This window comes from Oribacterium sinus (genome assembly GCF_963553175.1).
GTDB classification, from domain to species: domain Bacteria; phylum Bacillota; class Clostridia; order Lachnospirales; family Lachnospiraceae; genus Oribacterium; species Oribacterium sinus_B.
Map to the genome: position 1 here is coordinate 18,050 of NZ_CAUVME010000006.1, position 18,250 is coordinate 36,299.

Sequence of the window (18,250 nt, forward strand, 5' to 3'; positions counted from 1 at the left end):
AAGAAGAAAAAAGAGGCTTGCAAAAAATCAAAACTGTCTCCTATACAGCATGAAGACTATGGATATCTTGATTTTTTGTAGGCCCTTTTTCTAGTTCAGTAGCCAATCAATTAAGCTTACAACATGAATTCCCTCATATTCCTCATCCAATGCTTTGTCTAAAGTAATCACCATTTTTGTATAATTATCGGGAATTTGCTGTAAAGGATTCAATTCTCTGTTTCTTACCGTCTCCTCCAGCATGCTCTCCGTAACTTGAATATAGAGCTTTTCATTGGCCTTTGTAGCAACAAAATCAAGCTCCAAACTAGCTATTTTTCCAATAGCAACATCATAGCCTCGACGCAATAATTCAAAATATACTATATTTTCCAAGCTATGTCCCCTATCTCTATCCCGAAAACCTAAGAGATAATTTCTTAATCCGATATCCACGATGTAATATTTCCCCAGAGTTCTCAAATACTCCTTCCCCTTAATATCAAATCGCTTGACTTCGTAGAACATAAAGGATTCTTTTAAAGCGCTTACATAAGTTGCTATAGTTTGGGTTGCCGGCCTCCCCTGCCTCTCACGATTTTCCAGCAAATTTTCCGATACCAGAGTATTGCTCACGGAATTTAAGGATGTAGTGTTGCCGATATTATCAGCTAAAAATAGTATGATTTTTCTAAGAAGCTCCGCATCCGTAATCTGCCGCTGTCCTCTTCTTTTTTCCCGTTCTAAGATGTCTCGAAGCACCACCGTTGAATAGATGCCGTCCAGCACAGTCATCACTCTATCTTGCTCCAAGCCAAAATCTGCAATTCCGGGCATTCCGCCATAGCGCATGTAAGCATCAAGTAAATCTCTTGTTTCTGCGATTTCTCCATCTTCCTTCCAGGCACGTTTTTTTGTTTCCCCAATAGGAGTCTGATAGTCTTTCAAAATATAACCATGAAAGTCTATGAATTCCTTAAAGGACAACGGATACATTTTCACTTCTATATATCTTCCGGCCAAGTAGGTGGAATACTCCGAAGACAAAAGATAGGAATTCGATCCTGTAATATAAATATCGCAGTTAAAATCTACGCGAAAGGAATTAATCGCATTTTCCCATTGATGAATTCTTTGCAATTCATCAAAAAACAAATAAGTTCTTTGATTCTTCGAAATCTTTTTTTTCACATAAGCATATAAATCCTTATAACTCATTTCTTGAAATTCTAAGGATTCAAAATTGATTGCTATAATCTGCTCTTGTTTTACTCCCGAATGCAAGAGATGTTCCTGCATCAACTTTAAAAGACTGGACTTACCACACCTTCTGATTCCTGTGATAACCTTCACCGGCTCCGTGTCTTGAAAAGCAATCAATTTATTCAAGTAAATATCACGTTCCTTTAATTTTCTATTCTCGCCCACCTCTTACACCTCCTTGCTAAATTTGATAATAAGAATACCCTAAACTTTCATTTTTTTCAAGTTTAGGGTATTTATCAATCAAACTTTTTTATTTTCTATTTTTCCTATTCTGCTTTTTCTGCCCCTTGTTTGTCTCCCCTCTCTGTTGTAAAATAGTTATGTTGTATTTTTTCTTGTTTGCTGATGAATTTTAAGCTATGAAGGAGGATTGCATGGCAGATTTTCAAGAAAATTACCTAGAAACAAACCGGCAGGAGGAGCAGGAGCGGGTACGACAGCTGGCCAATGATCCTGATGTACAGGCACGACTCACAAAGATTCGCGGAGAAATGCAGGAAAATATTAAATGGAAAAATTATCTTATCGTTGCGGCCATCGTAGCCGGTTTACTGATTATTGTGTTTAAGTTATTCGGAATTTTGCTTGTAGGGCTCCTTTATTTTTTTGTCTATCGTCCGAAAAAAGAGCAAAGAAACGCTTACTTTGCAAAAGGCGGTAAGAATAACGATGATTTGTATGCGGAGGAATTCCTAAATCCCATTCTTCAGAAAATCTTCCCAAAAGCAAATCTTGGACAAAGAGGAAGCCTACCTCTACAGGCCATGAAAAAGGTAACGCCCAAATCAGAAAAATATGAGCCTTTCTTCTTCCTGTCTTTAGGAGATGAGCAGGATACTCGCATGTGTAATCTCTACTCTTCCCACACGGAAACCAGAATTGAGACCAGAGACGGGAAGGAATATGCAAAAAACGTTCAGGTGACAGACTTTGTCGGACAGGTATTTTCCATGCAGCTCCCCGTAAACTTTAACGGACAGCTTCGAGTAGTTCCTACCAAAAAAACTTTAGTTCTGAAACGAGAAGTACAGGATGCCTATCCCGGAGCCCTGCCCGGAGAGCAGAAAATTGATGTGGAAGATATTCAGCACAACGAAAACTTCAACATCTACTGTAGCGATGAGCTTTCCGCAAGAAAGTTCTTAAGCCCAAGAGTCTTGACCTGGTTTGACGAACACATTTCTCAAAACGGTCTTTGCGTCTATCTGGAGGGAAATAAGCTGTATATCTCCTTATATACCGATAACTTTATCTTCCCCACACCTCAGACTCCTGAAGAAGTAGACGGCTTATCTATTGAGAAGGAATATAAGGAGCTTCGGAAGCAGCTGGATTTTCTTTTGAATTTTACAAAGGTATTCCAAAGCTAAAAGAAAAAGAGCCTTTTTAGGAAAGCCCATCAAAAAGACCGGTAAACCCGCATAGCGATGGTTTATCGGTCTTTTTTCATCAATTTAAGAAGATAATCTCATAATATCCTCCATAGTACATCCCAATGCTCCATTCAAAAGCCCAGTGCTATATCAGGGACAGCATCAAGCTAATGCCATAGCCTGCAAAGATAAAGCCCCCCATAGGAAAGGCATCTTTAATCTTTATTTTCTTTAGAAGCAGAAAGGGGATGAACGTAATCGCACAAAGAATAAAGGAAAAAAGAAGAATGATACAGGCTGCACTGATGCCGGAATAAAAGGCAATGGCAGCATATAATTTTACATCTCCCATTCCCAGTCCCCCCTTTGATAGGAATACCATCAACAGAAGAAAGAGCAATAAAATAAACAGGGAACCTAAGGACTGGAAAAGGAATTCTTTCCACCCAAGGTGATAATACAAAATTTCAATGAGTCCTATCACTACCCCTGCCACCAGAAAAATCAGTACTAAGATATTCGGAATAATGTATTTTTCCCCGTCTACAATGGCCGCTACAGCCAAAATAAAATACAACAAAGTCAGACGAACGATAGCAAAGGTATCTACTGCATTCTGTGCCGTAAAGTAGCCCAATACAGCGGAAAACAGAATAAACAATCCATACAATATATTTTTTGCCTTTTTATCGAAAATCGGATGGGTTTCCTTTTTATTTATCCCCCTGTCCTCTTGCTGTTTTTGATGCCATACCAGTAAAATGTGGCTTAGCTTAATAGCTAACACAGAGAGAAGCAGATATAATACACCGATGCCTATTTTTAAAGCCATGTTTTCCCCTTTAATAGTCTTCCAATCCCCACAAATGAACCTTCACCTTCTGGGATAAGTCCAATGGTTCTGTTTTAAAAAGATTAAACCAAAACTTCATCTTGTACTTGGCAACAAGGGTTAAGTCGCCGTTATTGACTGTCCCGCTAAGCTCCATGTTCCCTACAACGCCCAATTTTTTTAATTTAGTATAAGCACTGAGTTTATTTCCATCCCCGGTAAAATAAGAATAAAATCGATCCTCCAGCACGCCGGAAGACACTGTTTCATTCTTGTGCCAGCTTTCCGCAGAAGAAAAGCTCTTGTCTCGTACAGCATAACGCTCAAATCTTTGCAAAATAGTGCTCACACTGGTATTCTCCAATCTTATCTTTTCATTCCAATAAGGATCCAGACTCAGACTATTAGCCGTTTGCACCAAAGTATGCATCACTTGATTCTGCGCCGAAAACACAAAGAACACACCATTCAATGCCATAAATAGAAAGCAGAATATGGGCAAGATAATCGCCGCCTCTAGGGTAACGGAAGCTCTTTCTCTAAGAAGTGACTCTTTAAAGCTATTCATTTTCTCTTTTACCTCTTTTCCCATCATGAATCCTCTCCAAAAGAAGTAATCAAACCGAACAAATCCTTTCCAAGGCTGATAAAGGAATCTATCACTCCTGCAACCTTGGAGAGATCACTTATTTTATTATTAAAATACTGGCTAAAATGGACCGTATTGACGTAATGAAGCACATCCAGGGTTGAGGCAACTGCCACTACTTTTACTTTGTTGGATTCTTTTAAGCCGACTTTCTCCAACAAGGGTGCAAAAAGAAAATCAAAGCTTTTTTCCGCTTCCAGTACATAATGGCATCGTCCAAGATCATCCGGAACTCTCTTTACCCTTACCGTTTCCTTACCGCCACCATTTCCGCCACTGTACTTCGTAAGTCTAAATCCTAAAAAACTACTTGCTTTCTCATTTCCGTGTATGAGAAGATTCATTTGTTTCAGACTAAGATAGCGATACAAGCCTATATTTTCAATATCTTGTACTGTTATCTCCTCTTTGTATTCCAAGCCTTCGTATTTATAATTCTCTGCCACTCTCACTACCGCCGCATTGCAGGCCGCTGTAAACATGTTTCGCTGATACAAATGAACGGATAAGGCCAAAAAAAACATAAGAATAAAGATAGAAAATATCATTCCTATCCCCCATTCCAGCATTATGGTTCCCTCTTCACTTCGAACATCCATAACTCACCTCTTTTGTTCCCATTGTTTACATTACTATTTAGAAAAAACCGATGCCATAGCCTTTGCTTCCTGACTTAAGTCTTTTAGATAGAGAGCCGCTTTTTCCACCGACCACTCACTCAGCTTCTTCTTGGTGTACGGCACCGGAAACATATATTCATTGGTATATTTGCTGATATAAAGTTTATTCCCCTTAAGGTAGGCACAAAGTCCCTGATCTGAAATCTGCTCATCAAACCAAGCCAGAACACTTGGACTTAAGAACTTTCGGGCAGCAATCTCATCCGTACAGTAAATGTTGTAATTTTCATTGTGCCGCACATCCTCCACATCAATCTTTTGCTCTCCCTCTAAGACTCCCGCATATTTTCCCTGGGTCTCTATATTCAAATGCGCAAGCTGCTTTGTAGGCACAATCCGTACATGCCCTTGATAAACTTCCCTCAGAGTTAGAGCATACAAAACGCCTCGGAAATCCCTCACTTTCTTAATTCGTTTTTCCTTTCCACTCTTGTACTCTTCTTCATGCCAGGCATAAAAATTACAAACACTAAGGTTTCGTTCGTCATTAAACTTCAATGCATTGAATTGATTATACTTCTCCGACTTAGGAACCGCATATTTTACATCCTCTATAGGCTCTTCTCCCCAGGAGTGAATCTTAGCCTTCGGAAGGATTGCCCCCAGTATCAGGTTAAGAATCTGTTTTTTATAGATGGCATTCAAATCGATATCACTTTTGCTCTTAAAAAAGGGGATGATGATTAAGACAAACAGCAGGATTACTGCCAAAGGAAAGCCTGCACGACGAGGCAGATAGCACAGCACGAAGAGACAAATTAATCCCTTAGCAGCCATGTCTACACCTTGCCTGTCTCTTTTTACAAGTTCGTCTTTTATCAGTTTATAGTTTTTTTTAAACTCTTCAGTGCGTTTAAGTTCCTTTAATTTCTCTACTTCTTCAGCTGTTAATGCCATTTTCCTATTTTCTCCTTTAAAATTGTACTTCCGTGAATGCTTTCACCTCTGATGCAATTTATTGGCCTTCCCTTATTTCTCCTCTATCTTACATCGATAACTGATAAAAAATACCCACCGTATCCCTAATCTCTTGATTCAGCTCTTTAAGGCTGAGTGCTGCTGTTTCTACTGACCATGCATCCAGCATTTCCTGTGTATATGGTACTTGGAACAGATAGTGATCCTGATATACTGAAATAAACAGCTTATTTTCTTTCAAATATAATGATAATCCTTGTTTCGAAATCTGTTGATCAAACCAAGCTAAAACACTGGGATTAAGAAATTTTCTGGCAGATACCTCATCAGTACAGTAAATGTTGTAATTCTCATTATGTAAAACATCTTCTACATCTATTTTTCTTTCACCTTCCAATGCTTCAAGATATCTTCCTTGGATTTCTTTTTTTAAGAATTTTGATTTCTTGGTTGGAACAACTCGTAACTGACCTGCATAAGAATGGGGTAATATCAGTCCATATAATAGTCCTCGAAAATCAGTGACTTCTCTAGGATTTGTGTCATGTTCACTATTCTTCACTTCATGCCATGCTCGCAGGTCACAAACTTTAAGGCATCTGTCATCATTATATTTAAACATCCATCCTAGGGCATAATAATAAGAATCGGGAACTACTTTTATATATTCGTTAAGTACGAAGTCACCTTTAACGCATATTTCTGCATTCGGATCAAGGATTTGTAAAATTGAATTTAAGATACCGAGAGCATATGTATCGACTAAACTGCTCTTCTTCTCTTCCTTCAGCACAGCATATGTCATAAAAATAATAAAAGCAAAGAAACTCAGATAAATCCCCAATGGAAAAAATTTCACAAGAAGAAATAAGCAAAATAAAACCTTTAAACGAAAATACAGCTTTTTTCTTTCTTCAAGTCCGATTTCCTCTTTAATTTGTTTATAAGCTTTTAAAAATTTATCTGATTTCTTAAATTCTATTAATCTTTCTTTTTCTTCACTTGTTAAGTGAATACAATCTTTTTCCATCAACTTTCTCCGACTTTCCGATATATACTTTAAATTTTTTAATAATACTATTCTCTAATACCCAAGCGTTTTCGTACAATCAAGTTTAAACCCGCCAGTACTTTTTGTAATGGGCACAAATTCATTTAATTGATACTCTGTGGTAGCGGTAATTCCGGTATAAGCTTTACTCAAATGATAATCCGTTTTTTCCTTATACTTTTCCTTTGCCTCCAATTGCACAAGGTTCTGTAACCGCATAAGATACTGATCTTGATTTGTTCCTAAAAGCATCAAAATTAAACAATGCTCCCCATAGTCCAGCTTCATAAGGCCTTTCTCATCTTTTAAGCCCATGGCCTCTGTGGCTGTGGTTTCCTTTGGTTCTTGCGGAACAGTATTCCCTGAGTTGGAATTATCATTTTGGGGCTTCGTACTATCCTTTGTAGCTTTCGATGCATTGTTCTCTGAATTGGAATTATCATTATCTGGTTTTGTGGTATCTTTGGTAGCTTTCGATTCAGCGTTCTCTGTTTTAGAATCGTTGTTATCTGATTCTTCACTGCTTTCTGTCGTACCTCCGAATGTACTATTTATTTTATTTTTTGCTTCTGCTGCGATCTTATCCGCTGTATCCTGAGTGCCCTTTTTGATTTGTTTCGCTGTTTCATCATTTAACCCCCTACACTTTGAAAAATCCTCGATAAAGTTTGATATGCCTTCAGTAGACATATAGGCCTTCATCTTAATAAGACTAACGGATTGTTTGTTTACCAAAAGTATCATATCTATAAATGACTCTAGTAAAAGAAGTATCACAAAAACAACTACTACGAAGGGACCGGTAACACTTGTTTCTGTAATCCAGTCAGAACTTGCAATAGCCGGGAGATTAGAGACCAATCTTAATAAGAAGCCATTAAAGAAGGTACCCACCTGTGCACCTTTTTCCGAGTTGGAACCGGTTAAAAGATACTCCAGCTCTGCTCCCTTGTAGAGTTTGTCCCTTCCTTCCACATTATCCATTTTAGGATAATGCCAGAAATCTCCGTCTAGAAAACCGATATTATAAGTACCACCGGCCATTTCAAAAATATTACTATACTCATATCCCGTTAAACTGGAACCATCACTATAATTGGTTCTATTTGGCATATTGTAAACACCATAGCCATAGAGCAGAAAATTCTTCCCCAGGGACTCTCCACCGGAAAGTAGACGCCCAAGATTTTGGAGCCTGCTACTTGCCCAATCAAATATACCCTTAAAGAAGGTGACTAGGCTCTTCAAAAAAGTTCCAAGAGCTGTTAACGTCGCGAAAAAATCTCCATCTGCTGCCGCCATTAAGAACTGCCAAATAGAAGATAATAAATTCACAACGCTATCCGTTATTTCCGCTGTCCCCAAGTCCAGCACACCGCTTTGATTAATCAACTCACTGGGATCCAAATTAGAATCTAAGGAACCATCATATAATACTTTTGTCCCTATAATCTGATACAATAAGTCCTTAAGACTTCTTACAAGATCAATCGTAGAATCAGAGCCTTTAATGGTATTTTCCATTTCTCCATATAAGGCAGCCGTTATTTTATCAATACTTTCTGCTTCAGAGAGAACAATATATCCTTCAATTTTATCATCTGCTTCAGCAGAGTAAGACTCCAGTTTTTTAGCCTGCGCTTCTAGTTTTTCATCATCTTCTTGTCCGTCATTATATATTTCCTTTTGCTGGTTATCTATAAATTTTTGAGCCTGATTATTCATTACATTATAAGTGGCAAAAAAAGGATCCTCTATTGTATCTTTACCATACTTATTCTTATACTTATTCTTATAGTATTCTTGGGTATTGCTCAGTAGTTCATCTAATCCTTTTGCATATTTTTCCCTGCTTTTTAAAAAATCTCTCTCTTTCTCTTTTAAAGAAGAAAGCCTCTCTTTTAAATCATCGGTAGCTGTGCCAAAGGCTCTGGCCTTGCTATCTACTTCACTAATGTAAGAATCCAAAGAAATCTCTTCTCCATTATCTTTCCTGCTTCTTGCCTCTTCTAAAGCTTGATACGCATTATCATAGGCCTTTCTTGCTTCTTTATACTTTGTTAAAGACTCTACATATTTCTTTGCTTCATCGCAGTATTCTTTTAAAGATTTTGCCATATTAATAGCAGAATCCGTAATATCAATTACATTGTTTCCACTATCCAGTAAATTTTTGCAAATCTGTAAAGGATTTTTTTTATGGTAGTAATCCAATAATTCTTTTATATTTAAGCCCTCTTCCAAAGTATTGATGGGTACGGAAAGCTCACTGTACTCGAATACCTCCTGCCTTAATACTAAAGGTTCAATAAGCGAATTTTTTCCCTCTGCCGAGCTTCCCGATAAGCTGATGGCCTTTCCGAATCCTTGAACATTCGCTTCCAGATAGCTTTGATAATGAGAGTCCAAAGATTCTTCCTGATCCTGTCTTACCGCCATAAAGCCAAATCGTTCATCCAAGTATGGATCATAATGAGCCAGGGCAGAAAAAATAGAGCTTCCCATCAACTCTTCAATAATGGCTTGTGCGCTTTGTATTCTGGCATATTCTACGAAAATCAAAGTACACATCAACAAAGGGGAAACAGTTAATGCCAAAAAAATAGAAATCATTCCCTTTCCGCCATTGACATGAGAATACAAAAAGAACTTTAGTTTTTTATGAAATTCTAAAATATTCATGGGAACGATTCTGTTCCTAAGCTTTGGAATGAAAATTACCGGTAAGAAAATAATCCATAGAATAAGAGTCATAAAATTTTTCATGACTCTCCCATGGAAAGAAATACTCATTGAAAACTTTTCCATCTGTCCCCCCTGCATAAACGCATCTGTTTAGGTAGTGAACTGCCATTGTTATTTTTCTATATATATTACATAACTTTAAACAATTCCCTATTATAGTTTATACTAACTTATGGATTCTTATTTTTCAATATTTATATTAAATTATTTCTATTCTTATCTATAATTAATGCCATTAAAGCTATCGGGAGTTTGACAGTTAAATAGTTCCAAAATCTCCTCAGGCCTTGAAAAGCCTGTCTGCAAGCTCCATCACGTTTACCGTGCACTGGAAATCCTTGCAAAAGAGAATCAACAAGAGCCCATAAATGGCGTAATTACGCCGTTTATGGGCTCTTGGCTCTTTCTCAACTGTCAAACTCGGGATTATAAGCTTTTCTCCTTTGTTCTGTCAATTATTTTCTGCCTTAAAAAACAAAAATCTAAATTTCCCTATCTTATCTTTCCTCTCAGTCTTCTCCGCTTCAGCTCCTGTAAGAGGCTTGGGCCGTTGACCACGCAGGACAATCCCATTAAGCCTGCCACAGTAGCGATGGCGGCATTTCTGGCAAAGTTTTTCTGAGAAATAAGACGAAGCAAAGGATTGTTGGTAATCACGAAGTCGGAAACTTCCTTTCGGCTTTCATTGCCGGCTGCATCTCTTGCTACCACCAAAAGCTTATGTCGTTTTCCCTTTTCTCCGGAAATCTGTAAGGGGAAGCTGTCCTTAGCAACCGCTTCCTGTAAACTCTTGTCCCTCCAGCTTAGTTCTTCCGTTCCATCCACGGTGGCATCCACCTGCTCCAGCCACAGGTTATCCTGTACGGATAAATCCAGATCCAGGGCATCACCACGGTATACCCCCTGATTGTCCACATTGGAAAGCAGGATTCTGGGGGGTGTTCTGTCGATACCGAAGCGAAGCTCCGCCCCTCTTTCGGTCTGTTCCGTACTGGCAAGGTTTCCTGCCTTATCCTGAGAGGAAATCTGCAAATGATACAGACCTTCCTTGTCGAAGTTATCCTTCTTAATCAGATAATCTCCCCGATACCATTTTCCGTTACCGCCGGAGCGCGTAGTCTGATACTCCGCCCCCTCGGAAAGGGCATGCTTCTCCTCATTTCTGTATAAGGTCAATGCAGAAGACAAAACCTCATCCGCATTGATTTCCGAAATCAGAATCTCTTCTCCCTCTTTCTGATAGGTACCCTGCAGTGCCTTCGCCCTGTCGGACAGAAGATAGGTGGAACCGAAACGATTTACGGAGAACCAAAGCTCCTCCGTAGTTTCATTTCCCGCCATATCCACAATCTTTGCGGAAAGCCGATACACATCGTCCGTCTCCGGCTCCTCCGGGAAGTTTTGGAAGGAAAGATTTCCCTCTTCTCCCCCGGCGGAGCTTTGGTAAACAATGCCCTCTTTCTCCTCCTGCTTTGGAGACTCGATTTCCTTCATAGGCTTCTGCATAGGAAGGTTTAAGGCATCCGTTCTGGCTATGGAAATGCTTCCTCCCTGCTGAGAAGACAGTTCATGCTCTCCATGCACCTCTCCTACAAGCTTCAAAGACAAAGCGTCCTGATCCAAGTAACGATCGCCATAGGAAATCTTGGGACTTACTTCTCCCTTATTGGCAGACTCGTTCAAAATATCACTAATCGTCAGACTGGGAGCCGTTCTGTCAATGACAAAATGATCCTCCGGATAAGCCAAGGCCTCATTTCCCGCCAAATCCTTCACCCGGATGTTGAACTGATAGTCTCCGTCCTCTTCATAGGAAATGCTTGCCTGATGATGAAGCTCGGAAACCCCACGACCTTCTCCACCGCTAAAGGAAGACAGGGCACTGCCATGTCCCTCTCTGCCGCCATCCTTCAACACGGAATAGTCCACAAGATCCGAACGGAAATTTTTCTCCTCAATGGAAATCTCCGCCCTTCTTCCTTCCTTGTAATAAAACTCATGGTTTGGGGTATTGTTGTCATAGCTTACACTGAGTACAGGGGCTGTTTTATCCACGGTAAAGTCCAAAGCTGCCTGAGTACCCTCTGCATAGACTAGCTCTTCCATGGCATTTCCGGCCAAGTCCTCTCCGGTGATGGAAAGCTGATAGTCTCCGTCCTTATTAAAGTAAATACGGCTTTCCCATCTGGTACTGTCTCCGCTTCCGGAAACCTTTTGGAAGGAATCCCTTTCCACCTCCAAAAGCTTGGCACCCTTTCCCTCTGCCGGGTCTGTAATCAAAATCTTGAAGGCATCCTCTGAGAAGTTTCTCTCCTCTACCGTAATGGTAGCCGTTCGATTTTCTTTAAAATAAAACTCATTTTCCACACGATTGTTGTCGAAGGATAAGGCAACCCTCGGCCTGGTAATGTCAATGCTCAGGTGCTCTTCCTTCACCGTCTGATTGCCTGCATTGTCCACCGCCTTAATCTTCAGAACCACGTCATTGCTGTTGTTGTCCTTTGCCAGAATCGTCAGGGCATGGGCATCCTCATAGGACTTCTTTAAGTCGTTTAACTGAGGCTCTTCCTTGGAAAAATGATAGAGAGAGCCTGCCTGGGTTTCTATACCGTCCCTGTAAACGGTATAGGTCACATCCTTTAAGCCGGCATAGCTGTTTCCGGGGCTTGGCTCCGTTACGGAAATGCCTACCCCCACATCCTTCTTGTAGAGGCCGTTTTTCTCCTCTTCCTTCGGTAAGGTGATATGAATCTCCGGATTCTGCTGGTCTAAAATCACACCGTCAGAGCTTAGGTAATACTGATTTCCGGCCATATCCTTCAGATGGACATAGGTAATAAAGGTCTCGTTGGGAGAGATTTCCTTGGACCAGTAACCATCCTTTGCTTCGCTGGTAACATTCTTAAAGGCAGAACTTGCCTGCAAGTCTGCAAGACTCATCTTCTCCCTTGTTCGAAGAACTTCCACCAGCCCGACACCGCTAAGGTTATCCTCCGCCTGCAAACGAATGACCTGCTTCTTATTGCTGAATCGACCAAAGCTGATACGATCCAGGAGCTTGGTCCAAAGGGTTCCATCCTTGGAACGATCCCAATCACCAATCTTCAAGGCACCGGTGGGGGCTTTTCTGTCCACCACAAAATCAAAGGCCGCCTTTGTCTCTCCTACTTCTATGGGAGCATTTTCATTGCCTGCCAAATCCTTGACCTTAAGACTGATATGATAAATCCCATCCTTACTAAACTCAATAGGATAGGTATACTTATTCCCCGCCTTCGTCCAGTAAGCTAGATTGGTTAAATGGTCTGCATCATCTATGGATATGGAATTTCCTGCCTTATCCTTTACAGTAAGCTCTACCTGAAGAGAAGAGAAATCCAAGTTGGCATCCTCAATTTCGATTTGCCCCTTTCTAACTTCTCTAAAGTATTTCTCATTAGCCAAGCCGTCATTGGATAAAGTCAGCCGAATCTTAGGCGGTGTTTTATCCACTACCAGGAAATTGGAGGCGCTGGCTTTTCTTCCGGAAAGATCGGTAGTATCCACCATAACCTCATACTGTCCGTCCTCTGTGAAATTTAGTTCAGAAGAATATAGGTTGGAATCGGATAGCTTTTCCTTCTTCCACGTAACCGTATGATTTTTAAACTGTTGCACGCCTCTTGTCGAAGCCAGAGAACGGGGATGAAGAATACGCCCGGGCATAGTGCTGGGACTTACCGGCGTAGCCAGAGATGAAGGCGAACTTTTCACAGTATCCGGAAGAAAATTATAGTTAAGGTGGGTATCATTGGTACTAAAATTTTCTTCTAAAATCTTTGTTGTAAATTTGACATCCTTCGCAAAGTACCGTACCTGACCACTTTCGGAAGAAGGGTCAAAGTAAATCTTGGGGTCTGTATGATCCACAGTGATAGCCAGTTCTCCATTCTTCTCCAATCCTAAAGTATTCTTCCATTCTAAAGGATTTCCGGAAGGATCCTTATAGGCAAAGGACAAACGATAATGTCCTTCCTCGGTGAAATTCATTGTCAAATCATTCTGTTCCCCATTAGGCATGATTTGCACGAAGGAAGTAGAATTGTCCTCTAACAAGCTCTCTCTTCCATCACTAATGAAAGCGGAATTCTTCTTTAAGGTGAGAGCTTCCCTATTGCCCTGCACTCTATAGGAACTTTCTTTGTCTTCTCCATTTCTTCTGCTATAAACCTTCAAAGAAAAATCCTGATCCTCAGGAAAAAAGTTCTTTTCTTCCACTCCAAGACTTAAAATTCCCTGATTCTGAAAATAAAAATGGTCTCCTACTCTTTTATACGAATCTGTAAACTGAAGTCTAGCCTCCGGCTTTTTGCTATCTACAACCAAAAACTCATCGTTAATTAGAGTGTGCGTTCCAAGCTTGTTATTGTCTGCATTATCAACCGCATAATATTCAATCTTGCCTCGGAATTGAGGATCAATCTTGATTTTTGCAATCGCCGTATTCTCATCCGGTCTGCTAAAGTTCTCATCACCATCGCTAACCTTTAGCCATGACCCTGTTCGAATAATACCATCACTATCCTGATGCAGATAACGGTAACGGAAAGTATCTACCTTGGAGGTTTTATCCTTGGCTTTTAATTCTACTTCAAGCGTGTCCCTATAGAAGCCATAGCCTCCTAGGCTTTTCAGTCTGGACTCTTTATCTTTCGTATAGGAAATGGAAGAAAGCTCCGGTTCGGTAGTGTCTATCTTATACTTTCCAAGAACCTTTCCCTCTTTTAGTCCCAGTCCGATTCCCTCTTTTGTTTTAATGTAGACAATCTTTCCCTCAGGAGACTCACTGTCTTCTCTCAGATTAATCTCCGGCTCCCAATCTCCATGTTCCCAGGAGTCACTATAAGATACTGCATATTTACTACCATTATTTTGAGCAGTAATCCTCACATTCTTATTGTTCCAGCCCTTGACATTAGCTTCTTCTTGAATGTGAAGATAATCGGAATAATCCGGATAAACCACATTAATCTCCGCATAAATGGTCTTTGGATCATAATTTCCTGTTGGGTCAACAGATGTAGCAGCTATTAGGACAGGACCAACTTTACTGTTTTTAAAAGTAAGGACTCCTGTCTGTGCATTAAAATCAGCAATATCCTCTCCTGCTTCAAGCTTATAACTTACACTCGTGCCTGTAGCGCCTCTGGTACTTACGCGAAAAGAATGTTTCCCTAAAGTCCATCCTCTTTCCTGATTCTCCTTTCCGTAATGCACGGTATACCGGAATACCTTATTCCCTCCCCTTTCTTCTTCACTTGGCTGTCCAAAATCTTTTAAACTAAAGGAAAATTGCTTTTGTTTTCCGCGAATAATCGTTATATAAAACTGCTCCGGTTCAACCGTATATATCGTGCCGTCCCCTGCATCGACCCAATCATCTACTCGCGCCTCTACTGTTGCTGCTCTTCCAACACGTTCCATTTTAATGGCCCCTTTAGCTTCATCAAGAACAATAGAATGATCGTCATTAGAAATAATAGAATAATGGACCTTGCCTTTAAACATCTCATTAATTTCCGGCTGAATCTCTTCACCCTTTTCCAGTGGTATTTTAATATTTTTATTTGTAATGATTTCTCCATTAAAGCGTTTTTTTACAACTAAACTCTGATCAGCTTCTAAAGCAGCGTGATTGGCGTCCTCGGGTACTCTGGCGATGATGGTAAATCTTCCGGAAGTACCAACCGGAAAAGCAGTAGGATCATAAATCCGTGTTCTATCACCCCGGGAATTCTTAAGGTAATACTCTATTTGGGGTACCGTTACCCCCTCTTCCTCACTGGCCTTTTGATAGTATGCTTCCAACAGAATAGGACTACTTTTTCCCTCTTTCAAAATTACATCATTTACCGGAGGAAATACTAAGTTTCCTTGCCACTGCTGTTTCTTTTTTTGATTCAACTCAAGCTCTATAGTTCTATACAGGTCATCCGGTAAATTTCCGTCTGTAATACGTTCTTCATATAAACCAGACGTTTCATAAGACTCATTACTTCCTCGTACACGAATCTCTATCGTATAGTTTGTGGTCATATACTCTGCCGGAATTTCCTGGGAAATTTCTCCATCTTGATTCGTTTGCCCGGTATAAAATAAAACTTTCTGAACAATTCCATAAGTCGGATGTATCTGATTAGAAGGTTTATCTTCACTATAGTTCGAACTGGGATAATAATGTGGGAATCCGTCACTCTCATCCCAGTTGACTTGTTCTTTAGTATAGTTACCGTCCGGTTCTATTCCGGAAGTACTGGAGCTAGTCTTTTCGTTACCTTCATCTCTAATAAAAGAAGCTGATACCTTTTCCTCCTCATCTTCATCCATCACGGAAGAAGACAGCACGTTTTCATCTGTCTCTTCTGTCTTTTTTGCATCGATTTTTTTATATACAACAAGCTCTACCTCCACCTTGATTGAGCCGGCTCGTTCTGAGTTATGATCTACAAAGGAAAAATCTAGTTTTGTAACTTTCTCTTCTTGACTTCCTTCTGCTTGACTTCCCTCTACTTGACTTCCCTCCGCTTTCCATTCTACAGGAAATTGAAAAAGCACTTGTAATATAACAAGGCACAGGGCTATCAGCCTCTTTCCTCTCTTCCCCAAGATAAAGCTTTTCATAAATTACTCCTTCTTCCACAAACCGAGACAGAAGCATCTCTTCTATCTCGGTTTCTTTACCTTTTGCATTGTCGAATTTCTGTTTAGAATTACTGTCTTTTTCTATTTTAGCTTTTCCCTAAAATAGATTATATAACCATTTCTATAAAACATAATGGTTGTTTTACTGTTTTTGTACCGCTCCATTCACTATCCATCTTCCTTCCGCATCCACTGCATAGCCATCGGGGGTAGTGGTGTTTCTATAGAGAGCACCCTCATTCTGTCCTTGTGAGTCTAAGTAGTAGCAGTTTCCGTCAATCCACTGCCAACCGGTGAGCATTCTACCCTTCCATCCGTCAGAGTTTGGGAAGAGGTAGTATTTACTACCGTTTACCTCTACCCAGCCTGTAGCCATATAGCCGGAATCCAGGAAATAGTACCAGTAGGACTTTCCGTTATAGGCTTCATAGCCCCAGCTGTTCTTCGGATAGCTTCCGTCCGCTCTTTTGTACCACCAACCCTTTTCATCCTGTACCCACTGGCCTCCGGATAGAGAACGATCTACACCAAGTACCTGGCCGCTCAAACTACTGCTGACCTTAAAGCTTCCGGAACCACCACCGGAACTTCCCCCTGATCCGCCGGAACCGGAAGAACTTCCTCCGGAACTACCAGAGCCGGAGGAACCGCCTTTAGAGGAAGAGCCGGAGTTTCCGGTACTACCGGAATAATTTTCTTTCTTCTCTACCTTTACCGCATCAAAGAAAGGAGAAGTTATTTTTGTAATGGTTGATATTTCATAATCGGGAATAACCCTACGGACTTCATAGGGCTCATTATTTACATAAATCTCTGTGCCTTTACCATAATTATCATCAGTCTCCGACACCAGGAAACGATAGTTATCCACTGTATAATAAGGCTGTATCACATATAGTACCTTATAACGACCTTCCGGAAAAATTCTGTCTTCTTCCTGCGTAAATCTGAGATTTCCGTTTTTTCCCGCTTCATTCGGATAGCTTTCCAAATAGAGTTTATACTGGTCTAGGTTTTCGGGAAAATCGTTACGAAAATTCATAAGAAAAGGCTGTGGTAAATCCTTAGGCAGAAGCTCCGTACCATCTTTTAAGACAACCTTCTCCACTTGAAGTGTTGCCCTCTTCGTAGTATCACCAACCTTAACATTATGGATGTCAAAGCTGGAACGGAGATATACTTTCGCCATAACCTTTGCTTCCTTCACGGTAAAAGTTTCGCTTTCAAAGGTATAATATTTATATTTTGCATCTTCCCGTTGCGTAGCTTTCAAATTGTCCTGATAATAACTATGTACCCCTCTATGATAAAAATACCTTTCTTCCATAGAAACTCTTGTATAAGTAAGTTTTCCATCTCCGTCCTGTTCAGCTATTGGCAAAAGATAATATGGACTCTTTTTTCCTTCAGCAATTGTATATACATAGTGATACTCCCCCGGGGTAAAGTAGTTACGATTATAAGGAACCCACTGACCATTTACTTTCTTTTCCACTTCCCTCTCCGGGAGAATTTTATAAAGATCCGGGCTAGGATTGTTGATAACTCCAGCTCCTCCTCCTCTTAAGGCAATACCTGTTACATTTACCTTTTTCTCCCGAAGCACTTTCATGTGATCTCTTGCGGGAAAATCCCAATCTTCAAATGAAACATGCAAAGTAACAATCTTATTATCAAGTGGTTTTGTCACTGCAGCACTTCTAAACCCTGAATATCCGGAGGTCACTACCGTAGAGTCTGTTCCCCTTATACTTTCTGTAGAGTCCTCTGTGAACTCACCCTTTCGCTCAGCAAGCTCCTCGAGGTCTTCCGCATCAGTAGTCGACACTTCTTCCTCTATGGACTCAGTTTTCCCTTCCACAGCAGTTTCTTCCGGAAAATCATCTAATCCTTCTGCAGTTCCTGCTGTTTCAGCAGTTTTTTCTACCTCCGGAACGTAAGTATCCTTCGTAATACTATCCGCATAGCTTGCAGGGACAAAAAGCCCTGTACAAAGTACCGCACTCAGTCCTAAAGCCAGCATGTTTTTTCTTCTCATCTCCATCGTCCTTTCTTATTTATTGCCATTTCACGATA

General features: G+C 40.4%; 10 protein-coding genes. 1 reads left to right on the top strand and 9 read right to left on the bottom strand.

Translation table 11 applies throughout. From position 1 onward, the window contains the following. Positions 1–90: 90 nt before the first annotated feature. On the bottom strand, positions 91–1,407 hold the full coding sequence (locus tag RYO92_RS02740; RefSeq protein ID WP_315369414.1) for an ATP-binding protein: 1,317 nt from the start codon (positions 1,405–1,407) through the stop codon (positions 91–93). Positions 1,408–1,619: 212 nt separating this feature from the next. Between RYO92_RS02740 and RYO92_RS02745 the strand changes: the two genes are divergently transcribed. Beyond that, positions 1,620–2,615 carry a DUF3137 domain-containing protein gene (locus RYO92_RS02745; RefSeq protein ID WP_315369415.1) on the top strand — a complete coding sequence of 332 codons (996 nt, stop codon included), beginning with the start codon at positions 1,620–1,622 and terminating at the stop codon, positions 2,613–2,615. 148 nt (positions 2,616–2,763) lie between these two features. Here RYO92_RS02745 and RYO92_RS02750 read toward each other — a convergent pair whose 3' ends face one another. From RYO92_RS02750 to RYO92_RS02785, 8 genes are all read right to left on the bottom strand, one after another. Beyond that, positions 2,764–3,450, bottom strand: a complete 687-nt coding sequence (locus RYO92_RS02750) for an A24 family peptidase (protein WP_315369416.1) — start codon at positions 3,448–3,450, stop codon at positions 2,764–2,766. Between the two features lie 10 nt (positions 3,451–3,460). Further along, a complete protein-coding gene (locus tag RYO92_RS02755; RefSeq protein WP_315369417.1) occupies positions 3,461–4,045 on the bottom strand; it encodes a TadE/TadG family type IV pilus assembly protein in 585 nt (194 codons plus the stop codon). Next, the gene (locus RYO92_RS02760; RefSeq protein ID WP_315369418.1) at positions 4,042–4,698 is read right to left on the bottom strand and encodes a hypothetical protein; all 657 of its coding nucleotides are present in this window, start codon (positions 4,696–4,698) and stop codon (positions 4,042–4,044) included. Before RYO92_RS02760 ends, RYO92_RS02755 begins: the two co-directional genes overlap by 4 nt. Before the next feature lie 33 nt (positions 4,699–4,731). Then, positions 4,732–5,676 (bottom strand): DUF3137 domain-containing protein, encoded by a 945-nt coding sequence (locus tag RYO92_RS02765; protein ID WP_315369419.1) that lies wholly within the window; start codon positions 5,674–5,676, stop codon positions 4,732–4,734. Positions 5,677–5,764: 88 nt separating this feature from the next. Then, positions 5,765–6,727: a DUF3137 domain-containing protein gene (locus RYO92_RS02770; RefSeq protein ID WP_315271451.1), complete on the bottom strand. Its 963-nt coding sequence runs from the start codon at positions 6,725–6,727 to the stop codon at positions 5,765–5,767. A gap of 54 nt (positions 6,728–6,781) precedes the next feature. Further along, a complete protein-coding gene (locus tag RYO92_RS02775; protein WP_315369420.1) occupies positions 6,782–9,430 on the bottom strand; it encodes a hypothetical protein in 2,649 nt (882 codons plus the stop codon). A 555-nt stretch (positions 9,431–9,985) separates the two neighbouring features. Further along, a complete protein-coding gene (locus RYO92_RS02780; protein ID WP_315369421.1) occupies positions 9,986–16,153 on the bottom strand; it encodes a hypothetical protein in 6,168 nt (2,055 codons plus the stop codon). 163 nt (positions 16,154–16,316) lie between these two features. After that, a complete protein-coding gene (locus tag RYO92_RS02785; RefSeq protein WP_315369422.1) occupies positions 16,317–18,212 on the bottom strand; it encodes a hypothetical protein in 1,896 nt (631 codons plus the stop codon). Between the last annotated feature and the right edge of the window lie 38 nt (positions 18,213–18,250).

Bases quoted from the DNA above. Each gene is read 5' to 3' on its own strand.
- RYO92_RS02755 (WP_315369417.1), bottom strand. From the start codon at position 4,045: ATGATGGGAAAAGAGGTAAAAGAGAAAATGAATAGCTTTAAAGAGTCA.
- RYO92_RS02750 (WP_315369416.1), bottom strand. From the start codon at position 3,450: ATGGCTTTAAAAATAGGCATCGGTGTATTATATCTGCTTCTCTCTGTG.
- RYO92_RS02760 (WP_315369418.1), bottom strand. From the start codon at position 4,698: ATGGATGTTCGAAGTGAAGAGGGAACCATAATGCTGGAATGGGGGATA.
- RYO92_RS02775 (WP_315369420.1), bottom strand. From the start codon at position 9,430: ATGAATATTTTAGAATTTCATAAAAAACTAAAGTTCTTTTTGTATTCT.
- RYO92_RS02765 (WP_315369419.1), bottom strand. From the start codon at position 5,676: ATGGCATTAACAGCTGAAGAAGTAGAGAAATTAAAGGAACTTAAACGC.
- RYO92_RS02785 (WP_315369422.1), bottom strand. From the start codon at position 18,212: ATGAGAAGAAAAAACATGCTGGCTTTAGGACTGAGTGCGGTACTTTGT.
- RYO92_RS02770 (WP_315271451.1), bottom strand. From the start codon at position 6,727: ATGGAAAAAGATTGTATTCACTTAACAAGTGAAGAAAAAGAAAGATTA.
- RYO92_RS02745 (WP_315369415.1), top strand. From the start codon at position 1,620: ATGGCAGATTTTCAAGAAAATTACCTAGAAACAAACCGGCAGGAGGAG.
- RYO92_RS02780 (WP_315369421.1), bottom strand. From the start codon at position 16,153: ATGAAAAGCTTTATCTTGGGGAAGAGAGGAAAGAGGCTGATAGCCCTG.